11 protein-coding genes are annotated in these 16,469 nt (G+C 63.9%); 4 read left to right on the forward strand and 7 right to left on the reverse strand.

All coding sequences use genetic code 11. The annotated features are described in order from the left end of the window. Positions 1-40: 40 nt before the first annotated feature. The gene (locus AC2IR1_RS21245; protein ID WP_486473972.1) at positions 41-1,366 is read right to left on the reverse strand and encodes an aspartate aminotransferase family protein; all 1,326 of its coding nucleotides are present in this window, start codon (positions 1,364-1,366) and stop codon (positions 41-43) included. After that, positions 1,363-2,454: a phosphotransferase gene (locus AC2IR1_RS21250; RefSeq protein ID WP_486473973.1), complete on the reverse strand. Its 1,092-nt coding sequence runs from the start codon at positions 2,452-2,454 to the stop codon at positions 1,363-1,365. Before AC2IR1_RS21250 ends, AC2IR1_RS21245 begins: the two co-directional genes overlap by 4 nt. A gap of 266 nt (positions 2,455-2,720) precedes the next feature. Between AC2IR1_RS21250 and AC2IR1_RS21255 the strand changes: the two genes are divergently transcribed. From AC2IR1_RS21255 to AC2IR1_RS21265, 3 genes are all read left to right on the forward strand, one after another. After that, complete coding sequence (locus tag AC2IR1_RS21255; protein ID WP_486473974.1) at positions 2,721-3,968, forward strand: hydantoinase/carbamoylase family amidase; 1,248 nt, start codon at positions 2,721-2,723, stop codon at positions 3,966-3,968. Positions 3,969-4,633: 665 nt separating this feature from the next. Further along, the gene (locus tag AC2IR1_RS21260) at positions 4,634-6,196 is read left to right on the forward strand and encodes an ABC transporter substrate-binding protein (RefSeq protein WP_486476446.1); all 1,563 of its coding nucleotides are present in this window, start codon (positions 4,634-4,636) and stop codon (positions 6,194-6,196) included. A gap of 127 nt (positions 6,197-6,323) precedes the next feature. Next, a complete protein-coding gene (locus tag AC2IR1_RS21265) occupies positions 6,324-7,355 on the forward strand; it encodes a LysR family transcriptional regulator (RefSeq protein WP_486473975.1) in 1,032 nt (343 codons plus the stop codon). A 16-nt stretch (positions 7,356-7,371) separates the two neighbouring features. On the opposite strand, the gene AC2IR1_RS21270 is transcribed toward AC2IR1_RS21265, so the two are convergent. Genes AC2IR1_RS21270 through AC2IR1_RS21290 form a run of 5 tightly spaced genes read right to left on the reverse strand, consistent with a single transcriptional unit; the run spans position 7,372 to position 13,661 of the window. Continuing rightward, complete coding sequence (locus AC2IR1_RS21270) at positions 7,372-8,805, reverse strand: amidase (protein WP_486473976.1); 1,434 nt, start codon at positions 8,803-8,805, stop codon at positions 7,372-7,374. A gap of 3 nt (positions 8,806-8,808) precedes the next feature. Beyond that, positions 8,809-10,173, reverse strand: coding sequence for an aspartate aminotransferase family protein (locus AC2IR1_RS21275; protein ID WP_486473977.1), 1,365 nt, complete (start codon positions 10,171-10,173; stop codon positions 8,809-8,811). Between the two features lie 20 nt (positions 10,174-10,193). Further along, the gene (locus AC2IR1_RS21280) at positions 10,194-11,852 is read right to left on the reverse strand and encodes an ABC transporter ATP-binding protein (protein ID WP_486473978.1); all 1,659 of its coding nucleotides are present in this window, start codon (positions 11,850-11,852) and stop codon (positions 10,194-10,196) included. A 1-nt stretch (position 11,853) separates the two neighbouring features. Beyond that, entirely contained in the window at positions 11,854-12,693 is an 840-nt protein-coding gene (locus tag AC2IR1_RS21285; protein WP_486473979.1) for an ABC transporter permease, read from the reverse strand. Then, entirely contained in the window at positions 12,690-13,661 is a 972-nt protein-coding gene (locus tag AC2IR1_RS21290; RefSeq protein WP_486473980.1) for an ABC transporter permease, read from the reverse strand. Before AC2IR1_RS21290 ends, AC2IR1_RS21285 begins: the two co-directional genes overlap by 4 nt. A gap of 511 nt (positions 13,662-14,172) precedes the next feature. Here AC2IR1_RS21290 and AC2IR1_RS21295 point away from each other — a divergent pair. After that, on the forward strand, positions 14,173-16,446 hold the full coding sequence (locus AC2IR1_RS21295) for a glycoside hydrolase family 3 C-terminal domain-containing protein (RefSeq protein ID WP_486473981.1): 2,274 nt from the start codon (positions 14,173-14,175) through the stop codon (positions 16,444-16,446). Positions 16,447-16,469 lie beyond the last annotated feature (23 nt).

Genomic DNA, 16,469 nt, shown 5'->3' on the forward strand with positions numbered 1-16,469 from the left:
TCGGTATTCCAATAGATTAAGCCCCTCGTTCCGTTGAGATTCAGCCTGCAGCGACCGAAGTCAAGGCACCCTCCATCACGTCGAGCAATTCTGATGCATGCTCGTGCCTGAAGCAAAGCGGCGGGCGAATCTTCAGGGTCGCGCCCTCAGGCCCGGCCGTGCTTATGAGAACGCCGCGCCGTCGCATTTCATTTGTCAGGGCATGGGCGAAGGCCCCACTCGAACGGTGCTCATTCCCCCGGATGTCGACGCCGACATAGAGGCCAGAGCCGCGGATGTCTCCCAGGTGCGGCGAGCTCCCCTTCAGCTCCGTCAGCCCGTCCTTCAACATGCGCCCGACCGAAAGCGCATTTTCCAGCAGCCCCTCTTCGGCGATGATGTCGAGCACTGCGTCAGCCGCAGCGATGGACACGTGGTTCGCCCCGAAGGTGTTGAAATAACGGATATCCTCACCGAAGCGATCGATTACGTCCGCCCGGCCCACCACCCCTGCGATCGGCATTCCATTCCCCATGGGCTTCCCCAGGACCGCAAGGTCGGGCACGATCCCGTGCCTCTGGAAGCCCCAGAAATTCTCTCCCGTGCGGCCAAAACCCGGCTGCACCTCATCCGCGATGAAGAGAGCTCCGGCCGCCTTGACTACGGCAAGCACCGGCTGCAGGAAACCGGCTGGATCCGCAAAGATGCCATCAGAGGTGAAGAGACTGTCCGCGATGAAGGCCGCCGGCCGAATGCCGCGCTGCTCCAGCAGCGCAAAGGCCTCGGCCACGCGGGCGGCCAGGCCGGCACCGACATCCGCAGCGCCCAGAGGATCAGGTGGAGCAACAGTAACGACATTCGGCCCCTGCGGGACCGCCGCCCCGAGCGAGGGTGAGATTTCCGCCGTAGCCAGCGTCGTGCCGTGATAGGCATTGCGGGTGATAACGACGCCTTCGCCCCCTGTTGCGTGACGTGCAAGCCGCAGCGACAGATCGACAGCTTCGCTGCCCGTGCAGGTGAACATTACCCGGTCCATCTGCTGCGGGAAGAGCGCCAGAAGCTTGTCCGCGTAGTCCAGAACCCCCTGGCCCAGATAGCGGGTATGGGTATTCAGGACCGCCGCCTGGGCCGAAATCGCCTCGACCACCCTGGGGTGGCAGTGACCGACAGAGGGCACGTTATTGTAGGCGTCGAGATAGCTGTTTCCCTCGGCATCAAACAAATGCACGCCCTCGGCACGGACAATGTTGAGCGGCAGGTCGTAGAACAGTCGGTAGGAGGCCCCCAAGGTCTGCGCCCGGCGTTGAACCAGCTCCCTGTCGCCCTTCGGCAGCCTTTCCAGCTGCGCCATGTCGAAACCGTTCAGCATTCCGGAGCGGGATTTCATCGCGCTGCCTCCTTCTTCGAGACCAGGCTTTCAACCAGATCGCCCGGCGTAAGTGCGTCCGTCTCATCGATCAGGCGCCAGACATTTTCGACATCCCGACAATAGCGGGCGCGGTTTTCGGGAATGAGAGTCGAACGCCATTCAGGAATGGCCACCCGCAGCAGCAGGCGCATCCGGATCGCCCGGATCAGGTGCGGAAGCTCAGCCTCGTCCATCGCGATTTCCGCGGAATAGCCCCTCAGCACGTCGCGCGCGGCCTCCAGTGCGTCAGTTACAGCGCCCATCTGGTAGCTTGCCGCAATAGCCAGGTCGAAGATCCGGGGCGCGACCACCATGTCGCCGAAGTCGATGATCCCGGCGACTGCGCCGGGCGCCTCGGGAGAGACCAGGATGTTATCAAGATTGAAGTCGCCATGGATCAGCTGGGGGGATAGCGCCTCTCGAACGGGCAGGGTCCGGGTTTCGAATTCATCAAGGATTCCGCCCAGCCTGGCCCGAGCCGCCTCTGTGGGAACGTGATCAAGCAGGCTCCGCACAAGGCTGGCATTGCTCATGTCCCATGTGATGCGCTGACTGGCCACGGGTCCCGCGTAGCTGGACAGTGCAAGGTGCAGACGCGCCAGCATTGCGCCAATCGCCTCGCGCAATCCGGCGCTCTCGGGAGCGTGCCGCTGCGCCTCGCCGGCCAGGAAGGACGTGAGCCGAACCGCGCGCACGGCGCCATCCGGCATTGCTACCCTGGCGTCGAGTGCCCCGCCCTGCGTGGCGACGATCCGCTGGACCGGGACCCCCGCATCGGCGACCGCCAGGTGAGCCAACACCATGGAGTGCATCCGCGTGACCTCACGGTCCTCGCCTTCATGCAGCACCTTCAGCAAATGCCCCACCCCGTCGGCCTGCTCGACACGGAAATTGTTGTCCCGTTCGCCCCACAAGCGTTCCGCAGTGACCTTCAGGCCGTAAAGCTGCGCGGCAATCCCGGCAGCAGCATCGTCCCCGAGCTCAGCAACCCGCGTCTTCAGCTCGGCCCCGATCTGGTTGTCCTCGCCATCCTGCGCCCCGGAGAGCCCCGTGAAAGAATCGTTCATCCTTGAGCCTTCCTGGTCTTCTCGTCGCCGACAGCACGCTGCGCCCGCCCTTGCTGCTTATTCATGAGGCAGATCCATCCCCGTCGCCGCGCGACAATATTCCGATATATTGCTTTAATATGTTCATCTTGATAGAAAGTGAAAAGAAATCGGAGTTCAAATTCTCCAAAACGTCACCGCCGGGGGCACGCCCGCCAAATTTCGCAGCAATCCCCCTTCACCCTGGCGGGCAGCGCGAACCAGACCGACCGCCGAGGAGTCCCCGCATGACCGCCACCACAGATGCTGCGACGATCGACGGACAACGGCTCTGGTCCGACCTCATGACGATGGGTGCGATCGGCGGGACCGAGGCAGGGGGCAGCTATCGCCCCGCCTTGGGTGACGCGGACCGAGAGGCCCGCAACCTGTTCAGGTTCTGGGCCCGGGAGGCTGGTCTTTCGGTAACCACTGACGCCATCGGCAACATCTTTGCCCGACGTGAAGGCACGGACCCTGACGCCGCACCGGTGCTGATCGGCAGCCACCTCGACACCCAGATGCCCGGAGGCCGCTTTGACGGTGTCCTGGGGGTTCTGGCTGGACTGGCGGTTTGCCGGGCGCTTGACGCCGCAGGCCTGGAAACCCGTCGCCCGATCGAGGTGGTGAACTGGACCAACGAAGAAGGCGCACGCTTTCAGCCTGGCGTGATGGGCTCGGCCATTTTCGCAGCGAAGCTTTCCCTCGAAGAGGCGCTGGACCGGCGCGACAGCGACGGCATCCGCCTGGGGGATGAATTGCAGCGGACCGGTCAAGCGGGCCCTGCCCCGGTCGGCGGACGCGTCCCGCACAGCTACCTGGAACTGCACATTGAACAGGGCCCGGAACTGGAAGCCGCGGGCATGGATATCGCGGCGGTCAGCCGGTCATCTTCCATGTGCTCGGGCTACCTGACGGTCCACGGAGAGAACGGCCACACCCAGACCACGCCAATGTCGCGCAGGCGCAACGCCCTGACCGGCGCGGCCCGGCTGATCCTTGCGATCGAACAGATCGGCGCCAGTGCAGAACCGCTTGGAATGGTTGGCGTTTCAATGGTCGAAAACTGGCCCAACAACCGTGTCAACATCCCCCACCTGACACAGATGGCCTATGCCGTCGTGCACGCGGACAGCGCAGAGCGGGACGCCATGACAGACCAGATTCGATCAGCCGTATCCAGGGTGCAACAAGACACCGGCCTGTCTATCGACCTGGAACACCGCCACTACCGTGAGGCTCTGGATTTCGATCCGGGGTTGCGGACGAGCGTCATCCAACTGGCAGAGGCGCGGGGCCTGAAGGCCTGTGAACTGCCCACATTGACCGCCCATGACGCACTGTCGATGAACGACCTCTGCCCGACCGCGCTGATCTTCGTTCCCTGCCGTGACGGGATCTCCCATAGCGAAGCGGAATGGTGCGAGCCCAGCCAGGCGGAAGGAGGGGCGCAGGTACTTCTCGACCTCGCCCTGCAACAGGCAGGACCGAGCTGAGCGCAAGGCGGACAGGTCGACCTAGCCGCCCGGCACAGCAAGCGAATCGGGTGGCCGCTCCAGGCAAGACAAGCCCGGGCCACCGCATTTTGGACCTCCGGAAGGGGCATTCTTTCCGGAAATTGAGCCGTTTGTGCGAACCTGCGCAGCAACCCGCCACACGACCCCAAATCTCTGCCGGAAGGGATCAGAAATCCGGGTCAAAAAACGGCACAAAAGACCGATATTTCGGCATAAATGCATAAGGTTAGTCAATCTCCGGCCCCACCCGCCAAAACGCTTGCACCAAAGACAGATCCTGCGAAACCTGTAACAGCAAGAGGCCCAAATGGAGGCTGAATGAAGATTACAACACATCGGCAAACCTGTCCGGGCTCCCTCTGACAGGACGCGGCTGAAACGGTCATTTCGACTGCGGCAAGAACCGTCGGAAGGCGGTGCCGGATGCCCTCCAATCGCCAGTTTCAGCGCCCGTCATAACGGGTCATCGGCGGGTCTTCGGACCGCCGACCGCCAAGCCTTTGCCGCCTCGCGGTTCTGGCAAATGATGCCTGCGGCCCAGTCGGGCCCGCCAGGCACAGAAGAATCCGCAGCGACCCGTCGGGTCGTTGCATGCACCGCGAAACTTCGCGGGAACTGACCAACTCAACAGGGAAAAGAAAATGATGAAGACACTTCTCTCCGCGCTGGCCATTACGACCGCGCTGGCTGGCGCCCCGGTGATCGCACAAGATGCACCGGTCTCCGGTGGCGTCCTCGACATCGTCGTGCAGCCCGAGCCGCCCGGCCTGAACATCGGCATCGTCGCCAACGGCCCGGCAGGTCTGGTCGCCGGCTCCATCTATGAAAGCCTGCTGCGCTACGACGCCGACCTCGAACCGCTGCCTTCCCTCGCGAAAAGCTGGGAGATCTCCGAAGACGGCCTGACCTACACCTTCCACCTGCACGAAAACGTCAAATGGCATGACGGAGAGCCCTTCACCGCCGCCGACGTCGTCTTCTCGCTTCAAGACATGCTGCCGCATACCCTGGTGAAAGCCCGCCAGACCATGGAGCATGTCGAAAGCATCGAGACCCCCGATGACTACACCGTCGTCTTCCACCTGAAATCCGCCTTCGAACCCTTCATCCGCGCGTTCAACTACGGCTCGTTGCCGATCGAACCGAAGCACATCTTCGAAGGCACCACCGACTGGACGAAGGCCTCCGCAACCGAGAACCCGATCGGCACCGGCCCGTTCAAGTTCAAGGAATGGAAAAAGGGCAGCTACATCGAGCTGATCAAGAATGACGATTACTACCTCGATGGCCTTCCCTACCTGGATGGCGTGACCTATCACATCATCCCCGACGCCTCCTCGCGGTCGGTCGCCTTCGAAACCGGCACCGTCGACGTGCTGCCCGGCGGCTCCGTCGAAAACTTCGACGTGCCCCGCCTGACCGCGCTCGACAACACCTGCAACACCACGGCTGGCTGGGAATTCTACTCGCCCCTCAGCTGGATCTGGGTGAACAACGAACACGCCCCGATGAACGACAAGCGCTTCCGCCAGGCGATGATGTACGCGCTCGACCGCGATTTCATGGTGGACGTTCTGTGGAACGGCATGGGGTCTGTCGCGACGGGTCCGATTACCACGACCACGCCTTTCTACTCGGCCCCCGAGGACGAGTTCTATCCGCACGATCCGGAGAAGGCCAAGGCCCTGCTGAAGGAAATGGGCTACGACGGTACGCCGATCAAGCTGCTGCCGCTGCCCTACGGCGAAACCTGGCAACGTTGGGCCGAGGTGGTGAAGCAGAACCTCAGCGAAGTCGGCATCAAGGTGGATATGGAAGCCTCGGACGTTGCCGGCTGGAACCAGCGCCTGGCGCAGCGAGACTATGACCTCGCCTTCACCTACCTCTACCAGAACGGTGACCCGGCACTTGGCGTGGCCCGCAACTACATCTCGACCAACATGGATCCGGGCAGCCCCTGGAACAACGTCGAGCACTACGTCAACCCGGAGGTCGACGCGCTCTTCGAAGAAGCCGGTGTCGCCTTCCCGGCATCCAAGCGTCAGGAACTCTACACCGAAGTTCAGGGGATCCTGCGCGAGGATGTTCCGGTCCTGTGGCTGACCGAGATGGCCTTCCCGACCATCTACTCCTGCAGCGTGCAAGACCTTGTGACCACCGGCTCGGGTGTCAACAACGGCACGCTGGACGCCTGGATCAAACCCTAAGTAGCTGCTTCGGTTAAACAAATGGCGGGGTCCGGAAACGGGCCCCGCCAATTTCATTTGCATCTGTTCCCTGCCCGCGACAGCCCTTAACGTGACGGACGGACCAGACTGGACGAGGGTAGAGTTGATGACGGATCGTGACCGGAAAGCCCCCCTCTCCCGGGACGATGGCCGAATTCCCCAAATCGACGGCCAGCCGACCCGAATGGCCGTGAACCGGGAGGATCCCGCGTCGCTGAAGCTTTCGCGTGATCTTGACTGGAACCTGCTGCGCACCTTCGTCGTCCTCTCGCAGAGCCGATCGGTATCGGATGCCGCAGACAGACTGAGCCTCGCCCAACCGACCGTTTCGGCCGCACTCAAACGGCTGGAGGAGAAGTTGGGGCGTTACCTGATCGACCGCCGACCAGGACACTTCGAACTGACAGAGGCAGGCCGGCTGCTGCGCGACGAGGCAGTCGAGATCGAGGGCGCCGTTCGCCGCCTTGGCGTGCTGTTGAGAGAGACGCGGGAAGAGGTCCAGGGACATGTTTCGCTGGTGATGGCCAGTCACGTCTTTTGCCCCGTCGTCGACCGTGCACTGGCGCGGTTCCACACGGCAAACCCACGTGCCACACTCTCGATCGAGGTGGTCTCCTCGCGCGATGGCGTGGCGCTGGTCTCTGCCCGGCGCGCGACCGCGGCGATCTGCCTGATGCGGGACCCAGTCCCGAAACTGGATTCCGAGGTCCTCTACAGGGAGTTCTTCGGTCTCTATTGCGGGCCGAAACACCCGCTCTTCCATCGAACCGAGATCTCGGACGCGGACATGGCCGGCCAGCGCTGCGTCTCCAACATTGCAGAGATCGACCCTGTCACGGCGATGATGCTGACGATGCGTACCAACCCGAACCCGGTTGCACGTTCATCGAACCTGGAAGAACTGAAACGACTTATCATCGCAGGGATCGGCATCGGCCCGCTGCCCATCCACGTTGCTGCCGAAGACGTCGAGAGGCATCGACTTCGTCGCTTGCCCCCCTATCAAGACGTGCCTGCGGTGGATGTTCACCTGCTCTGGCATCCCCTGGCGAAGCTCAATCGCGCCGAAGAGATCTTCTTGCAGACGCTGCGCGACGAAATATCGGCCGTCCCGTTCGAGGCCCGGATCTACATGTGACCCGGGCCGTCGGCTTTCACTTCACGATCGGTGCCTGGGGCATCGCCTCGGGGTAGGCCGCCTGATAGGCCGCCGCCAGCCGAAGCACGATGTCATCACGGAAACGCGGGCCCACGAATTGCAGGCCGATCGGCAGGCCGCCTTCGGAAAAGCCGCAATTGACGCTGACCGCCGGCTGTTCGGTCATGTTGAACGGATAGGTGAAGGGTGACCAGTCGGTCCATTCCGTCATGCCACTGCCCGGCGGCACGTCCACGCCCGCCTCGAAGGTGGTAATGGGCATGGTCGGCAACAGCAGCGCGTCGTGGCGTTCGTGGAATTTCGCCATGGCGACCTTCAGGTCGGCGCGGACCTGACTTGCGCGCAGGAAATCGCGGGCCGTCAGCAAGCGCCCCTGTTCCGCGATATCTACCAGGCCCGGGTCCATCTTCGCGCGCAACTCGGGCGTTGGATCGGCCTTTTCCACCGCCAGCGACTGGGCAGCATACCAAAGATCCAACAGCGCCTGCTGCGGCGAGGCGAAGCCCGGGTCGACCTCCTCGACGACGGCACCAAGCTCAGCCATGCGGCGGGCGGCACGGTCGATGGCAGAAGCCACCTCGGAAGAAACGGCGTAGCCATCGAGCGTTCTTGCGTAGCCGATCTTCATGCCACGGATCGCCTCGGGGCCTTCGCGAACCACGCCCGCAAAGTCGGGCACATCCGGCGGGCACCAGCCATAGAGCTGATCGCTGGAAGGACCGGCAACAGCATTCAGGAACAGCGCGGAATCCTCGACCACCCGTGTCAGCGGTCCGCGATGCGCCAGCCCTTCAAGGCCCGTGGGGGCAGTCGAGGGGACCCAGCCGAAGGTCGGCTTGATACCGAAGACGCCACAAAAGGCAGAGGGAATGCGGATCGAGCCCGCCCCATCAGACCCCTCATGCAGGACGCCCATGTTCAGGGCCGCTGCAACCGCCGCCCCCCCGGACGATCCGCCCGAAGCCATGCGTGTATCCCAGGGGTTGACGGTGTTGCCGTTGCGCGGCCCGTGGGTCAGCCCCTTCCAGCCGAACTCGGGCGATGTCGTCGTCCCCAGGATAGGGCAGCCGGCATCGCGCAGGCGGCTGACGATTTCCAGGTCCCTGGGCGCAGGATCGTCCGAGAACAGAAAGGACCCGCGATGAAAGGGGACGCCCTTCACCGCCGTCAGCTCCTTGATCGTGGCGGGCACGCCGTCGATCTCCGACAGCGGCGCGCCTGCCTTCCAGCGGGCCTCCGAGGCCCGGGCCTCGGCCAGCGCCTCATCCGCCACCACGTAAACGAAGGCATTGACGGTGGAATCGAAGCGTTCGATCCGCTCCAGCGAGGCCATGGTCGCATCGACGGGTGAAGCGGCTCCGGAGCGGTAGAGCCCCGTCAGTTCCACGGCGCTCATTTCCCCCAGATCGGTCTTGGTGATCGTGTCCATGGCTCAGGCGTCCTTCATCTGGGCGGCCACCGTATCCATCGCGCGGCCGATGGCGTCGAACAGATCGTCGATCTGTTCCGCGGTGATGATCAACGGCGGGCACAGGCAAAGACCATCCCCAACCGCGCGGGCAATCACCCCCTCTTCCAGCAGCGCGTCCTGAATCGCGCGGCCGGTCTTGCCGGGGTCGCCGTCCCAGGGCGCCAGTTCGATGGCGCCCAGCAGACCCACGCCACGCGACCACAGGCCGATCGGATGCTCTTCCAGTGCCTTCAGCCGCCCCAGGAACTGCGGCGAGAGGCGGGCCGCGTTGCCGACCAGGTCGCGTTCCTCGATGATTTTCAGGTTCTCCAGGCCGACGGCGGTCGCCACCGGATGCCCCGAAGCGGTATAGCCATGCCCGAAGACGCCCAGGCGGTGGCTTTCCTCGGCGATCGGCGCAAAGAACTCATCGGTCATCAGGATGGCGGACAGAGGCATGTAGGACGACGAGATCTGCTTGGACGTGGTCATCACGTCCGGCTCCATGCCGAAGGTCTCCGACCCGAACATCCGGCCGGTGCGGCCAAAGCCGCAGATGACCTCATCCGCGACAAGCAGGATGTCGTACTTCTTCAGCACCTCCTGGATCGCCTGCCAGTAGCCGGCGGGCGGCACGATGACACCTCCCGCGCCCATGACCGGCTCGCCGAACATGGCGGCAATGGTCTCGGGGCCTTCTTCAAGGATCAGATCTTCCAGCGCCTGGGCCATGCGGGCGACGAACTGCTCTTCGGTCTCGCCCTCCAGGTGGTCACGCGGATAGTCCGGGGTCAGCGTGTGCTTCATGCGATCCAACGGCAGGTCGAAGCTGCCGTGGTTGGCAGGCAGGCCGGTGACCGAACCGGCGGCGATGGTCACGCCGTGATAGCCCTTGATGCGGCCGATGATCTTCTTCTTCTCGGGTTTGCCAATCGCGTTGGAGCGATACCAGATCATCTTCACCACCAGGTCATTGGCTTCGGAGCCGGAGGAGGTGAAGTGGACCTTGGTGAACGGCTCGGGCGAGATCTCGATCAGCTTCTCGGCCAGCTCGACCGAAGGGCCGTGGGTCTTGTAGTTGAAGATGTGGTAGTAGGGCAGTTTGGCCATCTGCCTGGCCGCGGCCTCGACCAGGCGGGGCTCGTTGAAGCCGACGGCGACGGACCACAGGCCTGCCAGGCCCTCGATATAGGTCTTGCCGTTATTGTCGGTGACGTAAATGCCCTGGCCTTCCTCGATCACCAGCCCACCGGTTTCCTCGTAGAGCTTGTGGTCGACAACCGCGTGCACCTGGGCCGCGATGTCGCGCGCCTCGATCGAGTTCGGCTTGGGAGTATGCTTGTTCATTTCAGGTTCCTTGACAGGTATCAGGCCAGCTCTGCCTCGTAGGCGCGTCCGGGGATCGCCTCGATGAGGGAACGGGTATAGGGATCCTTCGGCGCGTCGAAGATGTCCGCGCCGGAGCCGATTTCAACGCACCGGCCCTTCTTCATGACCATCACGCGGTCACAGATCTGGGCCGCGACGCGCAGGTCGTGGGTGATGAAGATCAGGGAGAGGTTCAGCTTTTCCTTCAACTCTCCCAGCAGGTCCAGCACCTGGGCCTGGATGGACACGTCCAGCGCCGAGACCGCCTCGTCCGCGACGATGATCTCGGGTTCAAGCGCCAGGGCACGGGCGATGCCGATCCGCTGCCGCTGGCCACCCGAAAACTCATGCGGGAAGCGGCGGTAGCTTTCGGCCCCCAGCCCCACCGTTTCGAGAAGGGATCGGGCACGGTCCATGGCCACCTTGGGGTTCTCGCCAAAGGCAATCGGGCCGTCCGCGATCGCCTGCCCCACGCGGATGCGCGGGTTGAGCGAGGCATAGGGGTCCTGGAAGATCATCTGGACCCTGCGGCGCATCTGCCGCAACTCTTCGCCTTTCAGCGCCGCCATGTCCTGACCTTCCATCAGGATGTGGCCGGCCTCCGGGTCCTGCAGACGGACCAGGCAGCGCCCCAGAGAGGACTTGCCCGAACCGCTTTCACCAACGATGCCCAACGTCTCGCCGCGGCCGATGGTGACGGTGATGTCCTTGACCGCCTCGACGCTCTTCGACTTTCGGAACAGGCCGCCGCCGATGTGGTAGGTCTTGCACAGGTTCTCGACCACCATGAGCGGCTCCCGGGTCGGGGCGGCTGCGACGCCGGCCTGCAGCTTCGGGATCGCGGCGATCAGCTTGCGGGTGTAGTCGTGCTGCGGGTTCAGCAGCACCTCCCGCGCGGGCCCCTCTTCGACCACGCGTCCCAGCTGCATGACCGAGACATGGTCGGCGATCTCGGCCACCACGCCGAAGTCGTGGGTGATGAACATCACCGCCATGTTGCGCTCGCGCTGCAGCTTCTGGATCAGGTCGAGGATCTGCGCCTGCGTCGTCACGTCCAGCGCAGTCGTGGGTTCATCCGCGATCAGCACCTGCGGCTCCAGGGCCAGCGCCATCGCGATGACGACCCGCTGACGCTGCCCCCCCGACAGCTGGAACGGATAGGAACGCGCGGCGCGCTCGGGGTCGGGCAGGCCCACCTCGCCCAGCAGTTCAAGCGCGCGGGCCGCACGTTCCGACGGTGTCAGCACGCCATGAGCCTCGAAGACTTCCTCGATCTGGTCGGTGACCCGCATCAGCGGGTTCAGCGCCGACATCGGCTCCTGGAAGATCATGCCGATGCGACGACCGCGCAGGTCGAACATCTGTGCTTCCTTGAGCTTGAGGATATCCAGATCCTCCAGCAGGATCTTGCCCGCAGAAGCGCGCACGCCCTCGGGGAGCAGGCCCATCAGCGCGTTTGCCGACATCGACTTGCCCGACCCGCTTTCGCCGACCACGCAAAGGATCTCCCCCGGGTAGAGGTTGAAGTTCACGCGATCCACCGCGTAGGGCCGGTCGGCGCCTTCGGGCAGCTGGATCCGGAGGTCCTCGATCCTGACGACCGGCGCGGGCTTTTGCCGGGGTGCTTCGGCAACCGTCGTGTTCAGTCCCTGTTGCATGTCAGCTCCTCCGCTTTGCGAGGCGCGGATTGAGGACATCGTTCAGCCCCTCTCCGATCAGGTTGAAGGCCAGCACCGTCAGCAGGATAGCCAGGCCGGGGAAGAAGCTGACCCACCAGGCCTGCCGGATCACCGTGCGACCGGCGCCGATCATGTAGCCCCAGCTCATGATGTTGGGATCGCCCAGGCCCATGAAGGACAGCGCGCTTTCGGTCAGGATCGCGGTGGCCACCATCATCGAGGCCAGAACGATCACCGGGGACAGCGTGTTGGGCAGAATCTGGCGACGGATGATCGTCAGACCGGATTGCCCCGAAAGCTCCGCCGCCTCGATGAACTCGCGAGAGCGGATCGACATGACCTCACCGCGCAGCAGACGCGCCACCGGAGGCCAGCTGACGATCGCGATGGCCGCGACGATCGAGTAGATGGAGGGTTGGAAGATCGCCACCAGAACGACTGCAAAGGCGAAGGCGGGGATCACCTGGAAGAACTCGGTCACGCGCATCAGCACGTCATCGATCCAGCCCCCGAAATAGCCGGCGAGCGCCCCGATCGGAATGCCGATGGCCAGGGAGACCACGGTCGAGATCACCCCGACCAGCAGAGAGACATAGGCACCATGCGCCAGCGCGGAGGCAATGTCGCGCCCAAGGGTATCCGTTCCCAGCGGGAAGCCGGGCGTAGACAGCGGCGGCAGGAAGGGACGCTGTACAATGGACCAGGGTGAGCGAGGGAACAGGAAGGGGGCGGTGGCGATCAGCAGAAGGACTGCCACCAGGATGAAGACCCCAAGCACCGCGCCACGGTTGCGGCTGAAAGTTTGCACAAATTGTTTCATGACGTCAGACGGATCCTCGGATCGACCACGCGGTAAAGCAGGTCAGTGATCAGGTTGAACAACAGCACCATCGCTGCGGACATGACGAAGACGCCCAGCAACAGGTTGTAGTCGCGCGACTGCAGGGCCTCGAACATCAGGCGGCCGATGCCGGGCCAGGCGAAGACGGTCTCGATCAGCACCGCGCCGCCGACCAGTTGCCCGGCCTGCAGACCCGCCAGCGTGACCACCGGCAGGATCGCATTGCGCAGCACGTGGCGGCGCTGGATCTTGCCCGGGCGCAGACCCTTGGCACGGGCGGTCTTGACGAAATCAAGCCGGTTCACCTCAAGCATCGAGGCGCGGGTCATCCGGGCATAGACCGCCATGAAGAACAGCCCCAGCGTCATCGCCGGCAGGACAAGGTGCTTGCCGATGTCGAGCGCCCGCGCCAGCCCGGTGGCCGTCGAAGCGACAGTTTCGTAGCCGAAGGCCGGAAGCCAGCCCAGCTCGACCGAGAACAGCAGAACAGCCATCAGCGCCAGCCAGAACAGCGGCGTTGCATAAAACAGCAGAGCGATGCCGGAAATCACGCTGTCGGACCACCGCCCCTGACGGGCGGCAGCGACGATGCCGGCCAGAACCCCCAGCCCCAGCGAGATGGCGAAGGCAGCCAGCGACAGGATCAGCGTCGCAGGCAGACGCTGGGCGATCAGCTGTGCCACCGGCATGTCCTGGCGGTAGGAATAGCCAAGGTTCAGCTGGGCAACGTTGGAGACATATTTCCAGAGCTGGACGTAAAGAGGATCATTCAGGCCGAAACGCTCACGCAGATCCGCGATGAACTCCGGGTCCGCCTCGCCTGCCTCGCCGGCCATCACCAGGGCCGGATCGCCAGGTGCCGAGTGGATCAGCAGGAAATTCATCACGGTAATGGCGAAGAGGATGATGACCGCCTTGATCAGACGCTGGGCAATGAACGTCAGCATGAGCGGTCTCCCTGCCGTGATGCACTTTGCATCGCGCAGGCACGGAGCCCGAAGCGCAGTGGGATCATGGTCGAACCTTCCTGTTTTATTGGCGGGCGGAGGCAGGTACTCCCGAAAGAGCGGTCCGGGTAGGGGCCCCAAGCGCCAGCCATCGGTGTTTCCCTAGGCCTGGGCGCTGCAGCACCTGCATTTCCAATAGAAACGGCAACTCTCGACTATAGGTCAGACAAATACATCGAGGAAAAACGACAGGGTTTCAGCGGCTTCCCTGCTTTCTGCCACCCTTTTCGAACATCGGGGCATTTTCTCCTCCCTGCCCGAAAGAACAGCATCTGCACCGATTTCGGACCAGGCGGCGAGACGATGACGAATATCCTGTTATCCAACCGAAATATCGGAATATTGGATCCCAAAACTTCGACATTTCAGGGCCTTCATGACCGCTCATGGCGTCGCCCCTGCCCTATGGCCGTCACCCAAAGCCCCTCATCACGTACCGCCGAGCAAAGACATGACATCGACCGAAAAAGCCGCCGTAGCGCCCCTTACCGCAGATCAGCTGAAGTTCACGCGGGGCCGCGATTACTGGAGCACCCATCCGGAGCCTGCGACCGGGCTTCGGTCGATCAGGTTCGCGGACGGCCCGCATGGGCTGCGCGTCCAGAATGACGACAAGCCCGACCACCTGGGGCTTGAACGCAGCGCCCCTGCCACCTGCTTTCCGCCAGCCGTGACGCTGGCCTCTTCCTGGGACCCGGATCTTGTGCAGGAGGTCGGAGCCGCCCTGGGACGTGAAGCCAGCGCCGCCGGCGTGGACGTGATCCTCGGCCCCGGGCTCAACCTCAAGCGCAGCCCCCTCTGCGGCCGGAACTTCGAATACTACTCAGAGGACCCGATGCTGTCGGGCCTGCTCGCCGGCGCTTCGGCACGTGGCATCCAAAGCACCGGGGTCGGTGCCTGCCTCAAGCATTTCGCGGCAAACAACCAGGAAACCGACCGCAACCGCATCAGCGCGGACATGGACCAACGCACCCTGCGCGAGATCTACCTGCGCAATTTCCAATACGCGCTGGAGGCCTGCCCGACCTGGGCCATCATGACCTCCTACAACCGGATCAACGGCCTGCATTGCTCGCAAGACCCCTGGCTCCTGACGGACGTGCTGCGGAAAGAGTGGGGCTTTGACGGGCTGGTGATCTCGGATTGGGGCGGTGTCTATGCCCCGGTCGAAGCGCTCAACGCAGGCATGGACTTGCGGATGCCGGGCGGAGAGATGGACACCCGACTGCTCCGGGCCGTCGAGGAGGACCAGATCGCCCCGGGCACCGTCGACCAGGTGATGGACCGGCTGCAACTGCTTGCCGACCGCACGCAGGGCAAGGCCGGCGATGCGCCTGACCTAGCCGCCCACCACGCCCTGGTTCGCAGGGCCGCGGCCGAATCGACAGTGCTGTTGAAGAATGACGGCCTGCTGCCCCTCGCGCCCGAGGCCGGCCAACGCTATGCCCTTATCGGCGAACTGGGCCGCACCCCGCGCATCCAGGGGGCCGGTAGCTCCCGCGTGAACGTACCCCACATTCTTTCGGGGCTCGACGCCCTGACCCGGCGGCTGACCAGCCAGGAGGCCGAGGCCACCTTCGCGCCCGGCTATGGCCTGGATGCGGGTCCCGCCGATGCAACCCTGATCGACGAAGCCCTGACGGTCGCGAGAGAGGCGGACGTTGTCATCCTCTTCCTAGGCCTGACCGATGCGGCAGAGGCCGAGGGCAGCGACCGCGCCCATATCGACTTGCCGGAACAACAGCTTGCCCTGCTTGCCGCTCTTGAAGAGGTCGGCACCCCGGTCATCGCGGTCTTGTCCAACGGCGCCGTCGTCACCACGGCGCCATGGGGCGACAGGGCCGGTGCCATCGTCGAATTCTGGCTGACCGGACAGGCGCAGGGAGAGGCGATGACCGATGTCCTGATGGGCGATGTCGCGCCGGGTGGCCGCCTGGCCGAGACCATTCCCCGAAAGCTTCAGGATACCCCTGCCTTCCTCGACTTCCCCGGAGAGCGCCAGCACGTGACCTATTCCGAGGGTCTTTTCATCGGCTATCGCTACTACGATGCCCGAGAGGTTGCGGTGGACTACCCCTTCGGCCACGGGCTGACCTACACCACCTTCTCCTACGACGCGCTTTCCGTGGCCATCTGCGCCCCCGAGGACCAGATCGCGCTGCGCGCCCGCGTCACGATCACCAATACGGGCACCCGCGAAGGCAGCGAGGTCGTTCAGCTTTACCTGGCTCACCGAAGCCCCGAGTTCATCACCCCGCCGCGCGAACTGCGCGGTTGGGCCAAGGTGCGGCTGGCCCCCGGCGAGAGTCGCGAGGTCGAGATCGCGGTCCCCCGTGCCCACCTGGCCTATTGGCACACCGACCTGGCCCGATGGGCCTGCCCCGGCGGCGACATGACGGTGCAGGTTGGCGCCTCCTCAAGGGACCTGAGATTGAGCGCCAAGATCAATCTGCCCGGAGAAACCCTGCAAGCGCCACTGACCCCCTGGTCGCTCATGGGCGAATGGATGGAGGATCCGGTCATGGGGCCACGCCTCCAGAACCTTATGGATGCACGCGGCGGTGTCACCGGTCGCACCGGGGACTTGTTGCGAGATCCGGCAGGGCGGAACTCTGTCTACAGCAGCCCCCTCGCCGCCGTTGCCGAGTTTCCCAGCGTCCCGCTGGATCGCGAGGACCTGGAAAGGCTGACAAAGGAAGCGAACGCCGTAACATCAGGTTCCTGATCGGATACCCATCCTGAAAGTGC

It is taken from the genome of Pseudooceanicola sp. NS-SX8 (genome assembly GCF_057380755.1).

Excerpts from the sequence above, each read along its gene's own strand:
- AC2IR1_RS21290 (WP_486473980.1), bottom strand. The coding sequence starts at position 13,661 with ATGCTGACGTTCATTGCCCAGCGTCTGATCAAGGCGGTCATCATCCTC.
- AC2IR1_RS21250 (WP_486473973.1), bottom strand. The coding sequence starts at position 2,454 with ATGAACGATTCTTTCACGGGGCTCTCCGGGGCGCAGGATGGCGAGGAC.
- AC2IR1_RS21265 (WP_486473975.1), top strand. The coding sequence starts at position 6,324 with ATGACGGATCGTGACCGGAAAGCCCCCCTCTCCCGGGACGATGGCCGA.
- AC2IR1_RS21260 (WP_486476446.1), top strand. The coding sequence starts at position 4,634 with ATGAAGACACTTCTCTCCGCGCTGGCCATTACGACCGCGCTGGCTGGC.
- AC2IR1_RS21280 (WP_486473978.1), bottom strand. The coding sequence starts at position 11,852 with ATGCAACAGGGACTGAACACGACGGTTGCCGAAGCACCCCGGCAAAAG.
- AC2IR1_RS21270 (WP_486473976.1), bottom strand. The coding sequence starts at position 8,805 with ATGGACACGATCACCAAGACCGATCTGGGGGAAATGAGCGCCGTGGAA.
- AC2IR1_RS21275 (WP_486473977.1), bottom strand. The coding sequence starts at position 10,173 with ATGAACAAGCATACTCCCAAGCCGAACTCGATCGAGGCGCGCGACATC.
- AC2IR1_RS21285 (WP_486473979.1), bottom strand. The coding sequence starts at position 12,693 with ATGAAACAATTTGTGCAAACTTTCAGCCGCAACCGTGGCGCGGTGCTT.
- AC2IR1_RS21255 (WP_486473974.1), top strand. The coding sequence starts at position 2,721 with ATGACCGCCACCACAGATGCTGCGACGATCGACGGACAACGGCTCTGG.
- AC2IR1_RS21245 (WP_486473972.1), bottom strand. The coding sequence starts at position 1,366 with ATGAAATCCCGCTCCGGAATGCTGAACGGTTTCGACATGGCGCAGCTG.
- AC2IR1_RS21295 (WP_486473981.1), top strand. The coding sequence starts at position 14,173 with ATGACATCGACCGAAAAAGCCGCCGTAGCGCCCCTTACCGCAGATCAG.